We start from the raw sequence: 19,169 nt of genomic DNA on the forward strand, positions 1-19,169 counted from the left end.
GAAGAAAGAGGCAGAGTCATCATATTAAATTGTAGTGTAAAACAGAAACCTTCAAGGCTGCATAGAGAAAAAGCGAGTGTAAAAGAGGTCAAGCCCTCGGTCTGTTAGTGTGCCTCGGCTACATCCATTACTGGACTTCCACCTGACATCTATTAACGGGTAATCTTCCCGTGACCTTACCTGGCTAACCCAGTGAGAGCACTCATCTTGAGGTGGGCTTCCCACTTAGATGCTTTCAGCGGTTATCCGCTCCGCACATGGCTACCCTGCGTATACCGTTGGCACGATAACAGGTACACCAGCGGTGCGTCCTTCCCGGTCCTCTCGTACTAGGGAAGGCTCCTCTCAATGCTCTTACGCCTGCACCGGATATGGACCGAACTGTCTCACGACGTTCTGAACCCAGCTCACGTACCGCTTTAATGGGCGAACAGCCCAACCCTTGGGACGTACTACCGCCCCAGGTTGCGATGAGCCGACATCGAGGTGCCAAACCTCCCCGTCGATGTGAACTCTTGGGGGAGATCAGCCTGTTATCCCTAGAGTAACTTTTATCCGTTGAGCGACGGCCTTTCCACGCAGCACCGTCGGATCACTAAGGCCGACTTTCGTCCCTGCTCGACTTGTAGGTCTTGCAGTCAAGCTCCCTTATGCCTTTGCACTCTACGGCTGATTTCCAACCAGCCTGAGGGAACCCTTGCGCGCCTCCGTTACCATTTAGGAGGCGACCGCCCCAGTCAAACTGCCCCCCTGAAACTGTCTCTTTCCCGGATAACGGGAAAAGGTTAGAATTCTAGCTTCGCCAGAGTGGTATCTCACCGATGGCTCAGAATCCCCCACAAGGAATTCTTCACAGCCTCCCACCTATCCTGCGCAAGCGAAGCCCGAACCCAATTCCAGGCTACAGTAAAGCTTCATAGGGTCTTTCTGTCCGGGTGCAGGTAGTCCGTATCTTCACAGACAATTCTATTTCGCCGAGTCTCTCTCCGAGACAGCGCCCAGATCGTTACGCCTTTCGTGCGGGTCGGAACTTACCCGACAAGGAATTTCGCTACCTTAGGACCGTTATAGTTACGGCCGCCGTTCACCGGGGCTTCGGTCATCAGCTTCAGATTACTCCTAACCGACTTCCTTAACCTTCCGGCACTGGGCAGGCGTCAGCCCCCATACATCGTCTTGCGACTTAGCGGAGACCTGTGTTTTTGGTAAACAGTCGCCTGGGCCTCTTCAGTGCCACCTACCTTTCGGCAGGCACTCCTTCTCCCGAAGTTACGGAGCCATTTTGCCGAGTTCCTTAGAGAGAGTTACCTCGCGCCCCTTAGTATTCTCAACCACCCCACCTGTGTCGGTTTCGGGTACAGGCATTTACAGTTTAAGATGTATAGGGCTTTTCTAGGAAGCCTGATGACTATCACTTCCCCGCCGTAGCGGGTCGGACTCGTGCCTCAGCTCAGTCTGTTTTCACCAGACCTCAACACCTCGAACACTTGCACCGGTAACCAACATCCGGATGACGAACACCTACTTCGTCCCCCTTCATCAACTGCAAACGGTACGGGAATGTTAACCCGTTGTCCATCGACTACGCTTTTCAGCCTCGCCTTAGGTCCTGACTAACCCTCCGCGGACGAGCCGTCCGGAGGAACCCTTAGGGTTTCGGGGTGTGGGATTCTCACCCACATTTTCGCTACTTAAGCCGACATTCTCACTTCTGATTCGTCCACACCTGCTTGCCGCTAGTGCTTCACACTACTACAGAACGCTCCCCTACCAATAGTTGCCTATTCCACAGCTTCGGTACACTACTTAGCCCCGTTCATTTTCGGCGCAGGAGCGCTTGACCAGTGAGCTATTACGCACTCTTTTAAGGATGGCTGCTTCTAGGCAAACCTCCTGGTTGTCTGGGCACTCCCACCTCCTTTATCACTTAGTAGTGATTTGGGGACCTTAGCTGGTGGTCTGGGCTGTTTCCCTCTTGACGATGAAGCTTATCCCCCACCGTCTCACTGGTTGAGTGTTCCCCTGGTATTCAGAGTTTGTCTCGATTTGGTACCGCTCTCGCAGCCCGCACCGAAACAGTGCTTTACCCCCAGGTTTAAACCTCAACCGCTGCGCCTCAACGCATTTCGGGGAGAACCAGCTAGCTCCGGGTTCGATTGGCATTTCACCCCTAACCACACCTCATCCGCCGATTTTTCAACATCGGTCGGTTCGGACCTCCACTTGGTTTTACCCAAGCTTCATCCTGGACATGGTTAGATCACCCGGGTTCGGGTCTACAAATTATGACGTAACGCCCTATTCAGACTCGCTTTCGCTTGGGCTGCAACCTATTCGGTCTTAACCTGCCATAACTTGTAACTCGCCGGCTCATGCTTCAACAGGCACGCGGTCAGACGTTAAATCGTCCTCCCACTGCTTGTAGGCTAACGGTTTCAGGTTCTATTTCACTCCCCTCCCGGGGTTCTTTTCACCTTTCCCTCACGGTACTGGTTCTCTATCGGTCACACAGGAGTATTTAGCCTTACCTCGTGGTCGAGGCAGATTCACACGGAATTTCACGGGCTCCGTGCTACTCGGGATACAGTCGAGCCGTTTTGGCTTTCGACTACAGGACTTTCACCTTCTCTGGTGCAGTATTCAACTGCTTCGTCTAGCCTCGGCGGTCTCTGATGACTGTCCCACAACCCCAACGGGAAATCCCATTGGTTTAGGCTGTTTCCCGTTCGCTCACCACTACTTGGGAAATCGCTATTGCTTTCTCTTCCTCCGGCTACTAAGATGTTTCAGTTCACCGGGTTCGCTCATACTCGCCTATGGATTCAGCGAGCTGTTTCTGGGTTGCCCCATTCGGACATCTTCGGCTCAAAGCTTGCTTCCAGCTCCCCGAAGCCTTTCGTGGGTCGCCACGTCCTTCATCGCCTCTGTGTGCCTAGGAATCCACCGTTAGCCCTTTGTAGCTTGACCTACATTGGAATTGTCTTTACGACGTTTTCCTACACCATTATGCTTTTCTCTATGCAGTTTTCAAGGTTCTGACTGGAACTTATGTCCAGCTATCTAGTCCTAGATTAACATCTACAGACTTAGGAGCTGTACAGTCACCAACTCTCAATTTCTCAATTCAAGACTACCTCACCCCAACTAGCACCTAATTAAAGGAGAGTGGAGGTAAGCGGACTCGAACCGCTGACTTCTGCCGTGCAAAGGCAGCGCTCTACCAACTGAGCTATACCCCCAGTTTGGGGTGGATGTGGGCCATCCTGGACTTGAACCAGGGACCTCACCCTTATCAGGGGTGCGCTCTAACCACCTGAGCTAATAGCCCATAACACGAACCCTAAAGTTTGAAAGCTCTCTGACCGCCCCATCCGACCTAAGGATGACCTCAAGACTCGGCTATTATTATCATCGCACGATGTCCTGAAGTAGGTCTCCCTAAAAAGGAGGTGATCCAGCCACACCTTCCGGTACGGCTACCTTGTTACGACTTCACCCCAGTCATCAGCCCTGCCTTCGGCATCCTCCTCCGCGAACGGTTAGAGTAACGACTTCGGGCGTGGCTAACTTCCATGGTGTGACGGGCGGTGTGTACAAGGCCCGGGAACGGATTCACCGCAGTATGCTGACCTGCGATTACTAGCGATTCCTCCTTCATGCAGGCGAGTTGCAGCCTGCAATCTGAACTGAGGAGAGGTTTACGGGATTGGCTCAGACTCGCGTCTTGGCTACCCTTTGTCCCCCCCATTGTAGTACGTGTGTAGCCCAGGACGTAAGGGGCATGATGACTTGACGTCATCCCCACCTTCCTCCGGTTTGTCACCGGCAGTCTCCCTAAAGTGCCCAACTGAATGATGGCAACTAAGGACGAGGGTTGCGCTCGTTGCGGGACTTAACCCAACATCTCACGACACGAGCTGACGACAGCCATGCACCACCTGTGTTCCGGCTCCCGAAGGCACTCTCGGCTTTCACCAAGATTCCGGACATGTCAAGCCCTGGTAAGGTTCTTCGCGTTGCATCGAATTAAACCACATACTCCACCGCTTGTGCGGGCCCCCGTCAATTCCTTTGAGTTTCACACTTGCGTGCGTACTCCCCAGGCGGGAAACTTAACGCGTTAGCTTCGGCACAGCCCGGGTCGATACAGGCTACACCTAGTTTCCATCGTTTACGGCTAGGACTACTGGGGTATCTAATCCCATTCGCTCCCCTAGCTTTCGTCCCTCAGTGTCAGTTACGGCCCAGCAGAGCGCTTTCGCCACCGGTGTTCTTCCCGATATCTACGCATTTCACCGCTACACCGGGAATTCCCTCTGCCCCTACCGTACTCTAGCTGTTCAGTTTCCACTGCCTTTCAGTAGTTAAGCCACTGTCTTTGACAGCAGACTTGAACAGCCACCTACGGACGCTTTACGCCCAATCATTCCGGATAACGCTTGCCTCCTCCGTATTACCGCGGCTGCTGGCACGGAGTTAGCCGAGGCTTATTCCTCAAGTACCGTCATTGTGTTCTTCCTTGAGAAAAGGGGTTTACAACCCAAGAGCCTTCCTCCCCCACGCGGTCTTGCTCCGTCAGGCTTGCGCCCATTGCGGAAAATTCCCCACTGCTGCCTCCCGTAGGAGTCTGGGCCGTGTCTCAGTCCCAGTGTGGCTGATCATCCTCTCAGACCAGCTACTGATCGTCGCCTTGGTGAGCCTTTACCTCACCAACTAGCTAATCAGACGCGAGCTCATCTCCCGGCGATAAATCTTTTACCTTTCGGCTCATCCGGGATTAGCAGAAGTTTCCCTCTGTTGTCCCCGACCGGGAGCCAGATTCTCACGTGTTACTCACCCGTCCGCCACTAGCTCCGAAGAGCCCGTTCGACTTGCATGTGTTAAGCAGACCGCCAGCGTTCATCCTGAGCCAGGATCAAACTCTCCGTGTTGTCGGCACTAAGACCGATTTTTTGGATTTCACGAGTTCAGCTTGCTTTTTCTGAACTCCTGGCTTATACTGTGGCTAACTCTCAGGTAAACCTGAGTAGTAGCCGATAAATTCATTGACCTGGGGTGGTCATTAAGCTTTCAAACTATTAGTTTTTCTAGGTTCGGGCGCGTTCCGGTTCGTTGCCTCCCCTTCGAGCGCATTTACCAATGTATATTACCTAACTAGGTTTGTCAACCCTTTTTTCAAAAAAATTTTGACTTTTTTTCAGTGACACCCCAAAACCCCCACTGCACAAGGGTTTTACCTAAAAAAGTTTTTTGGAAATCTGGGAGAGTTGAAGGTGACGGAGCGGATAACTGGGGACGCGGGGACGTGGGGCTAGGTTGGCGGATAGTGTCCCACCCTAGGGTCTATATCAGTTGTGAGGCCACAGGGTGTCGGGAGCAAGAATTTAATCCAAGATTTGCTTTACATCTTAGGACAATAAGGTACAATACCCAAAAAGATTCGCAACTCAATAATGAGTATACGGTCAAACCCCAGACCATGCCAAATTTCCCTGACGACATACTCATCAAGTTGGATTCTTCATGGTAAAATCCAATCATGGTGCGAGACGTTTAGGAGTCAAATAAGGCTGCAATGCCTGAAATAACCTCCTAGTGGGACTTTCCCCCCTTGGTGAAATATAAGGGACTCGTACCCTGACCATCCCATAACTGTTTATATGTCCCAACGTTTGGTATAGAAATATACAAAACAAGGCAGGGAACTCAAGGTCAAAACGCCCAACTGGAAATATTAATGATTCCTTAACAATTGCGTTGAGAGTAACGGCGATAGCCACCCCCAGTTTTGGGAATCATAACCCCAGGATTGAAGCGGGGAACGGAAGGCGTGAAGTAGAACCTACTACCAAATGCGACCACTGCCAACCATCCATGATTAGGGAAACCGAATGTCCGGCTTGAACCATCGTAATGATTTAGCAGCGTAATAGGTTGCCACGCTGCGCTCAAAAGAGCAAGGGGAAAAGTAGGGTTTTGCATAAAACACCTACACAGACCTTTTTAAGTACCCCGGTGGAGAGGACAAGTCTAAAGATGGAATGCCCATATAAACGGAACGTTTAAACTCCTCATTGGTTCTCCTTATCAAAAAAGTGAGCAATATTACTCACAAGGAGTAGTGAAAAGTGTAAGCGTATACCATTGAGGGGAAAGGATGTGACTGAAAGCCAATGCCTAATTGTAATGATTAGGATATGCCCACTAGTCACGGTGTAGATATGGAGACTGCGACAAGTAGGAGTAATATGACGAGAGCGAGTTTAAAGACTACGAGTTGTATGCCAAGCTCCCAAAGTTGGAATCATAAAGCGGGGGTTCGTAACCCTGTTCCTAGTGACAAAAAGGGTATCTACATTAGGAGCCGTATGAGGTGAAAGTCTCAAGTACGGTTTGGAAGTGGAGTTGGGGAAGGTGACTTCCCTTTCGACCATAACCCTTACAAAGCTTTCCGGACAAAACTAAAACTCAATCACCGTCAAGCTACCTTGATGGCCAAACACGCTGGGTATGCTCGATTTGTGTTCAATTGGGGATTACACTTATGGATGTCAGCTTATGAAGAGGGACTCAAGCCTAACGTCAACTCCATCAAAAAGGTTTTTACGAATTATGTGAAACCTCAATATCCTTGGATGTCTGAATTGTCTTCTAAAGTTGATCAATATGCCTTCATTAATCTAGGGGATGCCTTTAAGCGCTTCTTCAAGGGAATAAGCAGTTATCCTAAATTTAAGAAGAAAGGCCACCATGATAGTTTTACGCTTGACAATTCCGGAAGGCCATTCAATCTGTCAGGAACTCGCCATAAGCTGCCTTTTGTGGGCTGGGTTTCTACATTTGAGGGTCTACCCGAAAGTTGGGTTAAGAAAGTCACTATAACGCGCCAAGCAGGTGACTGGTATATTAGCTTTTTCGTAGAAATCACGCCAGAAATTACACCGAAATATCGAGAGAGAATCGGGGTAGACCTAGGAATTAACAATTTGGCGACTTGCTCCGATGGGACAAAATTCTCTAATCCCAAGGCTTATAAAGCAGCGACCAAAAAACTAGCTCGATTACAACGTCATTTAAGTCGCAAAGTCAAAGGCTCGAAAAATTGGGCCAAATGTCTCTTAAAAGTTCAAAAGCTACATCAAAGAGTAGCAAACATTCGGCGGGACACGATTCATAAAATCACTACTTTTTTGGCTAAAAACCACAGCCAAGTAGTCATTGAAGATTTGAATGTGTCTGGAATGTTGAAAAATCATTGTTTGGCGGGTTCTATCGCTGATGCTTCATTTTATGAGTTCCGTCGGCAACTAGGTGACAAGGCAGAACGTTATGGTTCAAAGTTAATGATTGCGGATAGATTTTATCCATCCAGTCAACTTTGTTCTAACTGTGGCCATCGTCAAAAAATGCCCCTAGTCCGTCGGACTTTTGAATGTCAGAACTGTGGGCTGAAGATTGATAGAGATTTGAACGCCAGTATAAATTTAGAAGTGCGAGACGTTTAGGAGTGAAATAAGGCTGCAATGCCTGAAATAACCTCCTAGAGGGAGATAGACTGACTCGACCAGTTTACCCCTTAACTGTATATATGTCCCAACGCTTAGGAAGTTGTGATTCTAAGCAAGGCAGGGAACTCAAGGTCAATCCCATTTTAAGAAATCGCAATATACCGTCCAAGTATTACCTAGGAGGAGTATTATAACTCACTTGGGGCGATTATGGGAAAGAGTAAAGGCGGTAGCCACCCCCAGTTTCAGAAATCACAAATCTGGGATTGAAGCGGGGAACGGAAGGCGTGATGTAGAACCTACTACTATAGGCGACCACTGCCAACCATCCATGATTAGGGAAACCGAATGTCTGGCCTGAACCATCGTCATTATAAAGTAGCGAAATAGGTTGACACGCTGCGCTCAAAAGAGTAAGGGGAAAAGTAGGAGTCTTGCTATACTACCTACACAGACCTTTAAATGTACCCCGGTGGATAGGACAAATCTAAAGATGGAATGCCCATATATACGGAACGTTTAAACCCCTATTGGGCTCTCTGCGAGTACATCTCGTAGAGTAGTGAAAAGTGTAAGCGCATGGTGCGAGACGTTCGGGTATGAAATAGGGCTGAAATGCCCGAAATAACTACCCGGTGAGGATTCCAGCTCCGAATCTGGATATAAGGAGACCTCTCCTGACCATCCTCATAACTGGTTATATGTCCCGACGCTTAGGGAACTAAGCAAGGCAGGGAACTCAAGGTCATAAACGAACTGAGAAATCAGGGAGTAGAGAGTAACGGCGATAGCCACCCCCAGTTTTGGAAATCATAACTCCAGGATTGAAGCGGGGAACGGAAGGCGTGAGGTAGAACCTACTACCAAGACGCGACCACTGCCAACCATCTATGATTAGCAAGACCGAATGTCCGACTTGAACCATCGTAATACACTAGCAGCGAAATAGGTTGACACGCTGCGCTCAAAAGGGCAAGGGGAAAAGTAGGGGGTTCGTGCGACTACCTACACAGACCTTTAAAAGTACCCCGGCGGAGAGGACAAATCTAACGATGGAATGCCCATATAATCGGAACGTTGTAACCCCTCTAATGCTCTGCCTATAAACCAGTGAGTAATGCTATTCACAAGGCAGTAGTGAAAAATGTAAGCGCATGCTTAGAGAGGGATAGAGGGTGAAGGATGTGACCAGAAGCTAAAGCCCAATTGTCATGGTTGGGATATGCCCACAGGTCACGGTGGGGATATAGATACTGCGGTCAGTAAGAGTATAATGGCGAGGACGAGTTTAAAGACTACGTGGTGCATATAGCTCTGAACATCGAAGTAGAAAGCAGGTCTCTTGATTCTGCTCCTTTGACAAATAGGGTATCCACACCAGGAGCCGTGTGATGGGAAACTATCAAGCACGGTTCTGAATGGGAGAGGGTGAAGGTGACTTCACTCTCGACCCCTAACCCCATAAGGGGAAAGGATGTGACTGAAAGCCAATGCCTAACTGTAATGGTTGGGATATGCCCACTAGTCACGGTGTGGATATAGAGACTGCGACAAGTAAGAGTGCTTATGACGTGAGCGAGTTTAAAGACTACGTGGTGTATATAGCTCCCAAAGTTGAGGTCATAAAGCAGGGGGTAGTAACCCTGTTCCTACTGATAATAGGGTGTTCACATCAGGAGCCGTGTGCTGGGAAACTCGCATGCACGGTTTGGAATTGGAGTTGGAGGGGGCGACCTCTCTTTCGACCATACCAAATCGCTTTCTTTCCGACGATTACACTTGTGGACGGGGTGCTGCCGACAGTCCCGGACGAAGCCAGAAATAAACATCAATATCCGGCTATGTCCGGTTTTGTTTAAGTTTTATAGAGCAGAATTGATAAACGATCGCTCACTGCCAGATCACTGCTATATGGTCACTGCGACTATATATTGCGACTATATATATGGAGAGGCAGATCTTGGTTGGAGGGGTGATAGGTGTTCAATTCGAGAAATTCGGGAGCAAATCGTTAGTTGTTGAAGTCATTACTAAGTAGGCGATGACTGACTAATCCCCGGATCCCCGTTGTAAAATGGAGGGGATATATATTTAAGTGAAGTTAAAAACGCTCTCGAACTGACCTAACTCTGAGACGGAGACCAATGACCCAGGAGTTTCTGATTTCTGTTACCCCAGTGGGGGATGATGAATATTTGGTACGGACGGAAAGAACACCGAAAGTGCCATCCGGTGTCCCGTTGGCGGAAGAACAGGTGAAGTGGCCAGTGGAAGAATGGCTACAATATACGCGTTATTTAATGAAAGATCCTCTATTGGAAGTGCTGGAGGGTTCATCATTAGCTATGCGGGGAGATGCTAAGGGCGGGATAGTTTTGGCAAATGGGTCGCGGTCTTTGAGTTTAGTAGAACTGGGTCAAGAACTTTATAACAGTCTCTTCCAGGGGAGGCTGCGGGACAGTTGGGCCAGCGCCCAAGCGATCGCCTGTAATCGACAAAAACCTTTACAGCTGCGCTTAGGTTTGAAAGGAAAACGGCTCAATAGCCTACCCTGGGAAGTCCTCCACGAAGGGGGAAGACCACTGGCTACGGGATGTGATGTCTTTTTTTCTCGCTACCAACCAGAAAGCCGACTACGTCTACCCAGACATTCTGGGAAACCTAACCAACCTTTAAGAATTTTAATGGCGATCGCCGCCCCCAATGACCTAAATAGTTTACAACTCAAACAAGAGGCCCTACATCTGAAAGAGGAACTACAGCCGGAATTGAGTGATAATGGAGGATACCATAGTGCCATTGAGATTACGATATTAGAACAGCCTGATCGTCAGAAAATCACCCAAGCCTTAGAACAGGGTCAATATCAGATATTTCATTATGCTGGACACAGCAGCTATACCTCGACGGGTGGCGCTTTATATTTGGTCAACGGTCGTACAGGATTAAGTGAAACTATCAGTGGGGATGATTTAGCGGGACTGCTGGTAAATAATGGGGTACTTCTAGCGGTATTAAACTCCTGTAGAGGTGCTTATAATAATCCCCTGGCGGATGCTAATGATACAGCAGAACTTAACCTGGCAGAAGCATTAGTGCGGCGAGGAGTTCCCGGGGTGTTGGCGATGGCTGAACGCATTCCTGATGAGGTAGCTTTGACGCTAACGCGCCTGTTGTACCGCCAACTCAATCAAGGATTACCAATAGATTTAAGTTTAAGTCGGGCTAGACAGGGGCTAATTTCTGCCTATGGTTCCAATCAAATATATTGGGCATTACCTGTATTGTACTTACACCATGAGTTTGATGGCATCTTAACACCAAATCCTAGGGCTGATTCAGGTAACTACCGGGAGGATATAAAAGGGAGTAGTCCAGATCTGTCTGAGGCTAACTATACAAACCTTTGGGAATTAGCAGACACTGAGGACTTGCTGGATGATGAGAGTTTTGATGAGACTTTAGACTTAGAAGCGAATGGGGAAGATTTGGGATTTATTGGGGATACTCTCCAACAACTTATGACACCTGGAATAGTTGGTGTTAATCATCAAAATAGTGGTTCTGGTTCCCAGAGACTGCCCCAAAGCTATGATGGAGACCCAAGGGATGATCAAAGGCGGGTTCAGGAGTCTGATAGTCCCAGAGGTGCCCAACGCCAGCTCAGTGGTGTGTTAGGACTGCTGCTGGTGATGATTTTATTACCGATCAGTTTCGGGGTGTGGATTTTCCGCGATCGCATTAATGATATGTTGGGCTATCCTTTAAGGGTTAATCAAACAATCAGCAATAATATCAATTCTTCAGAAAGGTTAGCAACAGCTTTGGAAGATGCTACGACTGACAAAGTTTCAGGAATTGCGATCGAACAGTTTGATCGGGCTAATTTGGAAGCAGGGGTGCAGGCTACGGAAGAGTTATTAAATCGTGGGGCGCTAGCTGAAGCTCGTGCAGCTTTGTCTGCAGTTCCGTTTCGGTATGAAGACGAACCTGCTATCAATTTTTTACAGGGACGTTTAGCCTGGCAATCTATTGAGAGGGGTAGTGCTAATTATAGTCTGGATGATGTGCGCCGATTTTGGGTGAGAGCAGTTGATGGGGAGCCAAATTCCCGGGAATATAACACAGCGTTAGGATTTGCTTACTATAGGTCGGGTGATTTACGACGGGCTTATCAAACTTGGTATCGTAGTTTGGAGTTAGCAGAGCCGATTTTCAGCTGGGAGGGAAGTTCTTTTAACGATCAATTAGCATCAGTGAATAAGGGAACATGGGCTTTGACTGGGGGGGATGTTCGCACTAAGGAGACAGACGTGGGCGAAGACAGGGATAGCTTAGATCATGTGGATGGTTCAACGCTGGAGAATATGGATGTGTTAAATGCCTATGCAGGTTTGGGATTGGTATTAATGAAATCGGCTGAGTCCCTAACTGCTGATCAACAGGCGATAGAGTGGAGTAAGGCGCGTAAATTTAGAGATAAGGTGCTTTCAGAAGCACCGGAAGCGTTTAAACCTCATGCCCTAGGGTCCAAATGGCTGTGGTCAACAGACACGATACGAGACTGGGAACTACTGCTACGGATGTAGTTCGGTTATGGTGTTTGAAAGCGGGTAACGCGATTCGAACGCGCGACATTCACCTTGGCAAGGTGACGCTCTACCACTGAGCTATACCCGCATTTGAATTGACTCTAACTATACTGTCATAAAAATTTGAGTTTGTCAAGATTGTTTGGGAAAAAATTTGAGGAATCTTCAAGGGACTAGAAGGGACTAAGGATGAGACCCGGTGGCTGAGTCTGGTGGTCTGGTGGTTGGGAATGGGAACATATATACATCAACTCCTGGTGGGGGGTGATCTGAAGGGGATTTGATATGACTATTGGTTTTTGGTCCCTAGGATTTTTTTGATAAATGCTTCCAACTCTGGGGATAACTCGAGGGGAACCTGACCTCGAATATGTAGATCCCGCTGAGGAAAGGGAATTTCAATATGGCGTTGTCGGAAGAACGCGTCAATTTGATAGTATAAATCGCTTTTAATGATAACTTGGCGGTTGGGATAGCGAGTCCAAACCCGCAGTTCAAAATTTAGGGAGCTGTCGCCAAAACCTTTAAATAAAACTTGGGGGGAAGGAATGGTTAATACATCAGAATTTGCTTGGGCGACATCTAGGAGGCTTTTTCGCACCAATTCTACATCGGAACCGTAAGCGACCCTAAGGGGAAGTCGTAAACCGGAGAGGGAGTTATCATGATCCCAGTTAATTAATTCGGATTCTAAAAATCGGGAGTTAGGAACAATAATAGACACTCTATCTAAGGTTTTAATGACGGTACTACGAGCGCCGACCCTTTCAACGGTTCCTTGATATTCTCCGACTTCAATAAAGTCTCCAATTTGAATTGGTCGCTCGAATAATAAGACTAAACCACTACCGAAGTTTTTGGCGATATCCTGGAAGCCAAAACCAATCCCGACACCGAATGCACTAGCTAGGATGGTGAGAGAACTAAGGTTTAAACCCCAAACTTGGAGGAGAACAATAGTACCAATAGAGATTAAGGAATATTTAACTATTACGGCGATGACTTCCTGAGCGCCTCGACCAATTCCGGTGGCTTGTAAAATACGCGATCGCAGAACATCAGCCAATAATTTTGCGCCCAAAACTAATGCCCATAATAGGAGTAATAAAACCAACAGATCAGGGATGGAGTAAGATTTATTGTCTAGGTTAATAATATCGGAAGTCAAGGTAGCCAGGAGAGTTCCCCGAATTTGATAACTCCATTGTCTAGTTATGGGGAATTGATTGGCTATATAAATAATAATAGCCAGCCATAAGCCGAATCTGACACTACCGAGAGTCAAGTTAATAAATATTTCGAGACTATGATGATACTTTTTTTGGTCTTCTGGGGATAATTGAGATTGGGGCAAAAAAGATGATAAAATTGAGCGGAAATAATATTTCCAAATTTTGCCTAAAGTCCAATGAATAAATATGGCTAATAATAAAATTGTTAATGAACGTAATAAGGCGCTTCTCATAAACTCGCTAGTGCGCTCTCTTTGACCGCGATTAATAGCCAACTGAATTTGACGTTGCCAGATTTGTGCTTGTTCGAGAACATGATTACCCGCGTCGGTATCTCGTTCGGTAACAGTCAATAAATATCCATCATTTAGCCAAAGAGTTGGTAAAATATCATTAGTCCTAAGTGTGACTTCTATGGGGATAGGTGAACGAGCAGCTTCTAGAATTTTGGATTCAATGAGATTAGCCCGAAACTGCGCCGGATATCCTTCAGCATTACTAACTTTGAGTATGAGTCGCCCATCGAGGATGACGGGAGCGGTTTGAGAGTCTAAATTCATACCAAACCTATCTTGGCTATGGGCTGGATGTGCGGAAAAAATAGCGAGTAATACCGCGATTATGAAACCGATAAAGAAAGCTAATGTATAAGTGGCTTTACGAGTGAAAGAGCGATGTAGCACGGCTGTTATAGGATTTTTATTAAACTAGGTAGGAATAGGGAAACCCTGTAGTAAATATTAGCGCTAATTTTCAAATCCGGTGGCTAGTTTACGATCGCCACTAAGTTGGCTAAGGTTGTCAGGTGGCCGAAAATCGGTATGATAGGGTAAGTTTTTTTGACATTACTACCCTAATCATGACTCAAACCGTTTGGATCGCTAGACACGGAAACCGGATTGATTTTGTCAATCCTGAATGGTTTAATACCGCAGAACGTCGTTATGACCCTCATCTGTCCCCGGACGGCTTGGTTCAGGCTAAACAATTAGCTAGACGACTGGTGGGGGAAGGAATCACCCAAATTTTCTCATCACCATTTCTGCGGACGGTTCAAACTGCGGAGGCGATCGCCAAAACCCTAGACCTACCCATAAAATTAGATTGGGGACTGGGAGAATGGCTAAATCCTGAATGGATGAAGGAAAGCCCGGAAATTCTCCCGCTGGAAACTCTGAGGGCTAAATTTCCGCGCATTGATACCACTTACCCCATGGGAACACCGAAGTATCCAGAAACTTGGGAGGAATGTTTGATGCGTACTAAAGAGGTGGTACAGCGTCTGATGGCGGCTTATCCAGATGATAACTTATTATTAATAGGACATGGTGCGTCAGTTTTAGGGACCGCAATGGGGCTAATTCCTACCCTACAGGAAACGGATATTCATGCGAGTTTATGCTGTTTGGTTAAATTAGTGCATAAACAAGGAGAATGGGTGATGGAACTTAATGGGGATACTTCCCATCTTAGTGACACTGAAGAGGAGATCCGTTTTCATTAATACTGAGTTTTTTGAGATTTGGAAAAATTGTTGATTAGGTATGGCTGGACACAGTAAATGGGCGAATATTAAACGCCAGAAAGCTAGGGTTGATGCGGTTAAAGGTAAGGTTTTTACGAAAATTTCTCGGGAAATTATTGTGGCGGCGCGACAAGGTGCTGATCCGGGGGGAAATTTTCAGTTAAGAACAGCTATTGAGAAGGCGAAGGCGGCGGGTATTCCTAATGAAAATATCGAAAGGGCGATCGCTAAAGGCTCCGGGACTTTTTCGGAGGGGTCGCAGTTGGAGTCTATCCGATATGAGGGTTATGGTATCGGTGGCGTGGCGGTTTTAATTGAGGGATTAACGGATAACCGGAACCGGACGGCGGCGGATCTGCGATCGGCTTTTACTAAGAATGGGGGAAACCTGGGGGAAACGGGTTGTGTGAGTTGGATGTTTGAACAAAAGGGGGTTGTAACTTTGGCGGGTCCTATTGATGAGGAGAAGTTGTTAGAGGCTTCTGTGGAAGGGGAGGCTGAGTCCTACGAGTTGACTCCTGTTGATGATACTGATGGGGTGGAAGTGTTTACAGTGGTGGAAAATTTGGAACATTTGAATCAGGTTTTAGATGATTTTGGGTTTCGGGTGGTGGAAGCCGAATTGCGTTGGATTCCTAGCAATATTGTGGAGATTGATGATGTGGAAAAAGCCCGATCGCTCATGAAGTTAATGAATGCTTTGGATGATTTGGATGATGTGCAAAATGTGACGGCTAATTTTGAGATGTCTGATAGTTGCTATGAGATGCTTTATGGTGCTTAATCGGCAATAATTAAGTAAGAATAAGTTTCTAAAAAAAGGTTGAGTGAGATGGTAAATGGGTAAATTATGGGATGGTTTGGGGGTAATATGTATAGTGGGTTTAACTACTGCTACTGTGGCGGTGGGGGCGGTGGGGGCGGTGTTCCCGTCGTTAAAATCTGGGTGGGATTTAAGGGCGATCGTCCAGTTGGAAGGGCTGAATTTACCCCGTCCTCAAACTACGGGAGAAAGCCAGGTTTCTCTGCATCCGATTGAGGGTAGTCAGGTGTTTGCGGTTGATGTGGAAATCGGGGAAAGTAGGGGGGGCTTTTTGTTTGATACGGGCGCTTCTACTACTATGGTGGGAAGTCCCTTAGTCGCCGATTTGGGATTGGTGGGAGAGGAAATTTCAGGCGATCGCGTTAAGTCAGCAGTAGCGGGTGATGATTGTCCAGAGATGGATGCAACTTTACATCTTCTTCCTACTCTGAAAATGGGGGAAGCACAGGTGATGGATTTACAGGTTTTGGAATTTGCTAATAAGACAATTCCTGATGGCTTATCTGGGGTGTTGGGAATGGATGTTTTGGCGGAATTTGATCTGATCGTAAATCCTGAAACTAGACAGCTTCAGCTTTTGTCACCCTCTCCTCTTCCCCCACATTTATCGGCGACGGCGATACCTTTAAAAAGTCGTTTGGGGGTCATGTTAGCAGAGGTGGCGATCGCTGATCGGGGGTCGTTTACTTTTATGTTGGATACCGGGGCTGATACTATCTTTATTTCCGAAGATTTAGCCGATCGCTTGGAAATCGATCCAGCATCCCGTAGTCCTGTCCAGGTTTTGGGATTTTGTGGGTTAGAGGCGGCGACCCTATCAACCCTCACCACGGTGGAATTAGGAACCCATAAACTGACCAATTTAGAAGCCGTTATTTTGTCCTCTCCCTCCGTTTTGGATATGTTAGAAGTTGATGGAATTTTGGGACAAACTTTTTTTAACAATTATCAACAATATTGGCGGTTTGATAGGCGATCGACATCATCAGAATGGGGCGGTAGTTTACTATTAAATCCCTATAGATAGGTTAAATCAAGCTGCTATAGCCATGGTTTTAATGATTTTCTAATCACCGAGAGAGACTAATAGTATTATATCGCAAGTTGGTGTAATCAGCAAACCTCTGATTATTAATTGTTAAGAGTTGGTGGCGATAGGACTCCCCCAAAATTGGCAAGTTTCAGATAATCTTAAACAAGTTCCGCTACAATATCTTGAGTAATATCATCAATAGGGAATGCAATTATGACCCAGGCGAAAATTGGCATTATTGGCGGCAGTGGTCTTTATCAAATGGAAGCCCTCACCGACTTAGAAGAAGTCCTAGTTGAGACACCCTTTGGGTCTCCCTCTGATCTGGTTATTTTAGGAACCTTAGAAGGGATGAGGGTAGCTTTTCTGGCGCGTCATGGACGAGATCATAAACTTCTTCCCAGTGAGTTACCTTATCGGGCGAATATTTACGCCATGAAAAGTTTGGGAGTCGAATATATTATTTCCGCCTCCGCTGTCGGTTCTCTGAAAGCTGAGGTTAAGCCTTTAGATATGGTAATTCCTGACCAATTTATTGACAGGACAAAAAACAGAATTTCGACTTTTTTTGGGGATGGAATTGTCGCCCATATTGGTTTTGGTCATCCGGTTTGTAACCAGTTGGCTGCTGTTGTCGGTGATGCGATATCCGCTTTGAATTTCCCAGAAGTAACCCTACACAGAGGCGGAACTTATATTTGTATGGAAGGACCCGCTTTTTCCACCCAAGCTGAGTCTAATTTGTATCGAAGTTGGGGGGGGACTGTAATTGGTATGACTAATTTAACAGAAGCCAAACTCGCACGGGAAGCTGAAATAGCCTATGCTACATTAGCCTTAGTAACTGACTATGATTGTTGGCATCCCGACCATGATCATGTAACCGTTGATTTAGTGATTGATAACCTCAAGCATAATGCAGTTAATGCCCAAAAAGTAATTCAGGAAACCGTTAAACGACTCTCTCAAAATATGCCAGAGTCCGAGGCACATTCTGCCTTAAAATATGCCATTCTTACTCCTTTAGCAAAAGTACCACAACCTCGAAAACAACAGCTTCAGTTACTGTTGAAAAAGTATCTTTAAGTTATCCTGAGTAGCTTGGGGCTAAATTATTAACAGGTTTTTAGCCCCGCCAGGACTTACCTATGGTTAATTAAGAACCGGGATTAAACACTTGAGATGCTGTTAAATCAAGCTGTCTAAATTGGGGTGATATGATTAAATTATCTCCCGCAAAAACTCCGATTTCTGTGTAGCCAGTTTCGGTGATTTCTAAAACTAGGATGGTTTGAGTTTGGGGGTCAACTATCCAATATTCGGGAATGGCTAAATCTTGATATTGTATTCTTTTGGCTACATAGTCTCTATCTCTTTGTAACTCTCCAGGACTCACTACTTCTATGACTAATAAAGGTGGTAACATCGACAGGCGAATGGTATTACGTTGGGAGAGTTGCTCAATATGTTCTGGTCGAATAATGGTTAAATCTGGATAACGATTTTTGGGTTCACCTCTCACTTCTAATTCTAATCCTTGACCTCGGACGCGACGATAGCCGACAATAGCAGCAAATTGAATTAGTAAAAATGTGGCTATTTCAATATTTAAACCTGATTCTGGAGGCATTTCTATGAGTTCTCCGTTGAATAATTCATAGAGTTTTTCGGAAGCATCATGATAAGATAAATATTCATCAAAACTTTGAAATCTGGGTTTGGCTTCTAGCATAAGATGAACTCCTTTAACTAATAGGGTTAATTAAGAACCGGGATTAAACACTTGATATGCTGTTAAATCAAGCTGTCTAAATTGGGGTGATATGATTAAATTATCTCCCGCAAAAACTCCGATTTCTGTGTAGCCAGTTTCGGTGATTTCTAAAACTAGGATGGTTTGAGTTTGGGGGTCAACTATCCAATATTCGGGAATGGATAAATCTTGATATTGTATTCTTTTGGCTACATAGTCTCTGTCTCTTTGTAACTCTCCAGGACTCACGACTTCTATGGCTAATAAAGGTGGTAACATCGACAGGCGAATGGTATTACGTTGGGAGAGTTGCTCAATATGTTCTGGTCTAATAATGGTTAAATCTGGATAACGATTTTTGGGTTCGCCTCTCACTTCTAATTCTAATCCTTGACCTCGGACTCTATCTGTTCCTATCATCAAAGCAAAAACCAAAAACAGACGATTAGCAATTTGTATATTTAAACCTGATTCTGGGGGCATTTCTATGAGTTTTCCGTTAAATAATTCATAGAGTTTTTCGGAAGTATCATGATAAGATAAATATTCGTCAAAACTTTGAAATCTGGGTTTGGCTTGTAGCATGATATGAACTCCTTTGTATTTGTAGTGGTAAGCATGAATGGTTAAGGAGGATTTGACTATAATTTCGCCCTAGGATAATTATAACAGGTCAAATGGTGTAGTTTACTTGATGAGACTA

Annotated in this window: 9 protein-coding genes, 3 tRNA genes, 2 rRNA genes and 1 pseudogene; 7 read left to right on the forward strand and 8 right to left on the reverse strand. The window is 46.3% G+C overall.

All coding sequences use genetic code 11. The features are described from left to right. Positions 1–84 precede the first annotated feature (84 nt). The 4 genes from XZ46_RS10085 to XZ46_RS10100 all read right to left on the reverse strand — a co-directional run bounded on the left by XZ46_RS10085 (position 85) and on the right by XZ46_RS10100 (position 4,931). Positions 85–2,967, reverse strand: a 23S ribosomal RNA gene (locus XZ46_RS10085). Positions 2,968–3,166: 199 nt separating this feature from the next. Further along, positions 3,167–3,239, reverse strand: a tRNA-Ala gene (locus XZ46_RS10090). Positions 3,240–3,254: 15 nt separating this feature from the next. Further along, positions 3,255–3,328: transfer RNA gene (locus XZ46_RS10095), tRNA-Ile, on the reverse strand. Positions 3,329–3,442: 114 nt separating this feature from the next. After that, a 16S ribosomal RNA gene (locus XZ46_RS10100) occupies positions 3,443–4,931 on the reverse strand. The 16S and 23S rRNA genes sit together here with 2 tRNA genes alongside, the layout of an rRNA operon. 1,560 nt (positions 4,932–6,491) lie before the next feature. On the opposite strand from XZ46_RS10100, the gene XZ46_RS10110 reads away from it, so the two are divergent. The 3 genes and pseudogenes from XZ46_RS10110 (at position 6,492) to XZ46_RS10120 (ending at position 12,097) form a co-directional block, all read left to right on the forward strand. After that, complete coding sequence (locus XZ46_RS10110) at positions 6,492–7,505, forward strand: RNA-guided endonuclease InsQ/TnpB family protein (RefSeq protein WP_006669263.1); 1,014 nt, start codon at positions 6,492–6,494, stop codon at positions 7,503–7,505. 1,113 nt (positions 7,506–8,618) lie between these two features. Further along, positions 8,619–8,820: pseudogene (locus XZ46_RS37805) on the forward strand (hypothetical protein). 832 nt (positions 8,821–9,652) lie between these two features. Further along, positions 9,653–12,097 (forward strand): CHAT domain-containing protein, encoded by a 2,445-nt coding sequence (locus tag XZ46_RS10120; protein ID WP_006626137.1) that lies wholly within the window; start codon positions 9,653–9,655, stop codon positions 12,095–12,097. A 19-nt stretch (positions 12,098–12,116) separates the two neighbouring features. Here the strand turns inward: XZ46_RS10120 and XZ46_RS10125 are convergent. Beyond that, positions 12,117–12,188, reverse strand: a tRNA-Gly gene (locus tag XZ46_RS10125). Positions 12,189–12,389: 201 nt separating this feature from the next. Continuing rightward, positions 12,390–13,892 (reverse strand): mechanosensitive ion channel family protein, encoded by a 1,503-nt coding sequence (locus XZ46_RS10130; protein WP_228116530.1) that lies wholly within the window; start codon positions 13,890–13,892, stop codon positions 12,390–12,392. 299 nt (positions 13,893–14,191) lie between these two features. Here XZ46_RS10130 and XZ46_RS10135 point away from each other — a divergent pair, with 299 nt between their 5' ends. The 4 genes from XZ46_RS10135 to XZ46_RS10150 all read left to right on the forward strand — a co-directional run bounded on the left by XZ46_RS10135 (position 14,192) and on the right by XZ46_RS10150 (position 17,799). Then, positions 14,192–14,836 (forward strand): histidine phosphatase family protein, encoded by a 645-nt coding sequence (locus XZ46_RS10135; RefSeq protein WP_008053184.1) that lies wholly within the window; start codon positions 14,192–14,194, stop codon positions 14,834–14,836. A 40-nt stretch (positions 14,837–14,876) separates the two neighbouring features. Continuing rightward, positions 14,877–15,641, forward strand: a complete 765-nt coding sequence (locus tag XZ46_RS10140) for a YebC/PmpR family DNA-binding transcriptional regulator (RefSeq protein ID WP_006626134.1) — start codon at positions 14,877–14,879, stop codon at positions 15,639–15,641. Positions 15,642–15,696: 55 nt separating this feature from the next. Next, complete coding sequence (locus XZ46_RS10145) at positions 15,697–16,707, forward strand: aspartyl protease family protein (RefSeq protein ID WP_008050268.1); 1,011 nt, start codon at positions 15,697–15,699, stop codon at positions 16,705–16,707. 219 nt (positions 16,708–16,926) lie between these two features. After that, positions 16,927–17,799, forward strand: a complete 873-nt coding sequence (locus tag XZ46_RS10150; protein WP_006626132.1) for an S-methyl-5'-thioadenosine phosphorylase — start codon at positions 16,927–16,929, stop codon at positions 17,797–17,799. A 70-nt stretch (positions 17,800–17,869) separates the two neighbouring features. Here XZ46_RS10150 and XZ46_RS10155 read toward each other — a convergent pair whose 3' ends face one another. Next, complete coding sequence (locus XZ46_RS10155) at positions 17,870–18,445, reverse strand: Uma2 family endonuclease (protein WP_006626131.1); 576 nt, start codon at positions 18,443–18,445, stop codon at positions 17,870–17,872. A gap of 30 nt (positions 18,446–18,475) precedes the next feature. Continuing rightward, positions 18,476–19,051: a Uma2 family endonuclease gene (locus XZ46_RS10160; RefSeq protein ID WP_008050269.1), complete on the reverse strand. Its 576-nt coding sequence runs from the start codon at positions 19,049–19,051 to the stop codon at positions 18,476–18,478. Positions 19,052–19,169 lie beyond the last annotated feature (118 nt).

The organism is Limnospira indica PCC 8005, assembly GCF_000973065.1.
Classification (GTDB): Bacteria; Cyanobacteriota; Cyanobacteriia; order Cyanobacteriales; family Microcoleaceae; genus Limnospira; species Limnospira fusiformis.

Coding starts and splice junctions, on each gene's coding strand:
- XZ46_RS10110 (WP_006669263.1), top strand. CDS start 6,492: ATGGCCAAACACGCTGGGTATGCTCGATTTGTGTTCAATTGGGGATTA.
- XZ46_RS10135 (WP_008053184.1), top strand. CDS start 14,192: ATGACTCAAACCGTTTGGATCGCTAGACACGGAAACCGGATTGATTTT.
- XZ46_RS10155 (WP_006626131.1), bottom strand. CDS start 18,445: ATGCTAGAAGCCAAACCCAGATTTCAAAGTTTTGATGAATATTTATCT.
- XZ46_RS10130 (WP_228116530.1), bottom strand. CDS start 13,892: ATGAATTTAGACTCTCAAACCGCTCCCGTCATCCTCGATGGGCGACTC.
- XZ46_RS10150 (WP_006626132.1), top strand. CDS start 16,927: ATGACCCAGGCGAAAATTGGCATTATTGGCGGCAGTGGTCTTTATCAA.
- XZ46_RS10140 (WP_006626134.1), top strand. CDS start 14,877: ATGGCTGGACACAGTAAATGGGCGAATATTAAACGCCAGAAAGCTAGG.
- XZ46_RS10160 (WP_008050269.1), bottom strand. CDS start 19,051: ATGCTACAAGCCAAACCCAGATTTCAAAGTTTTGACGAATATTTATCT.
- XZ46_RS10145 (WP_008050268.1), top strand. CDS start 15,697: ATGGGTAAATTATGGGATGGTTTGGGGGTAATATGTATAGTGGGTTTA.
- XZ46_RS10120 (WP_006626137.1), top strand. CDS start 9,653: ATGACCCAGGAGTTTCTGATTTCTGTTACCCCAGTGGGGGATGATGAA.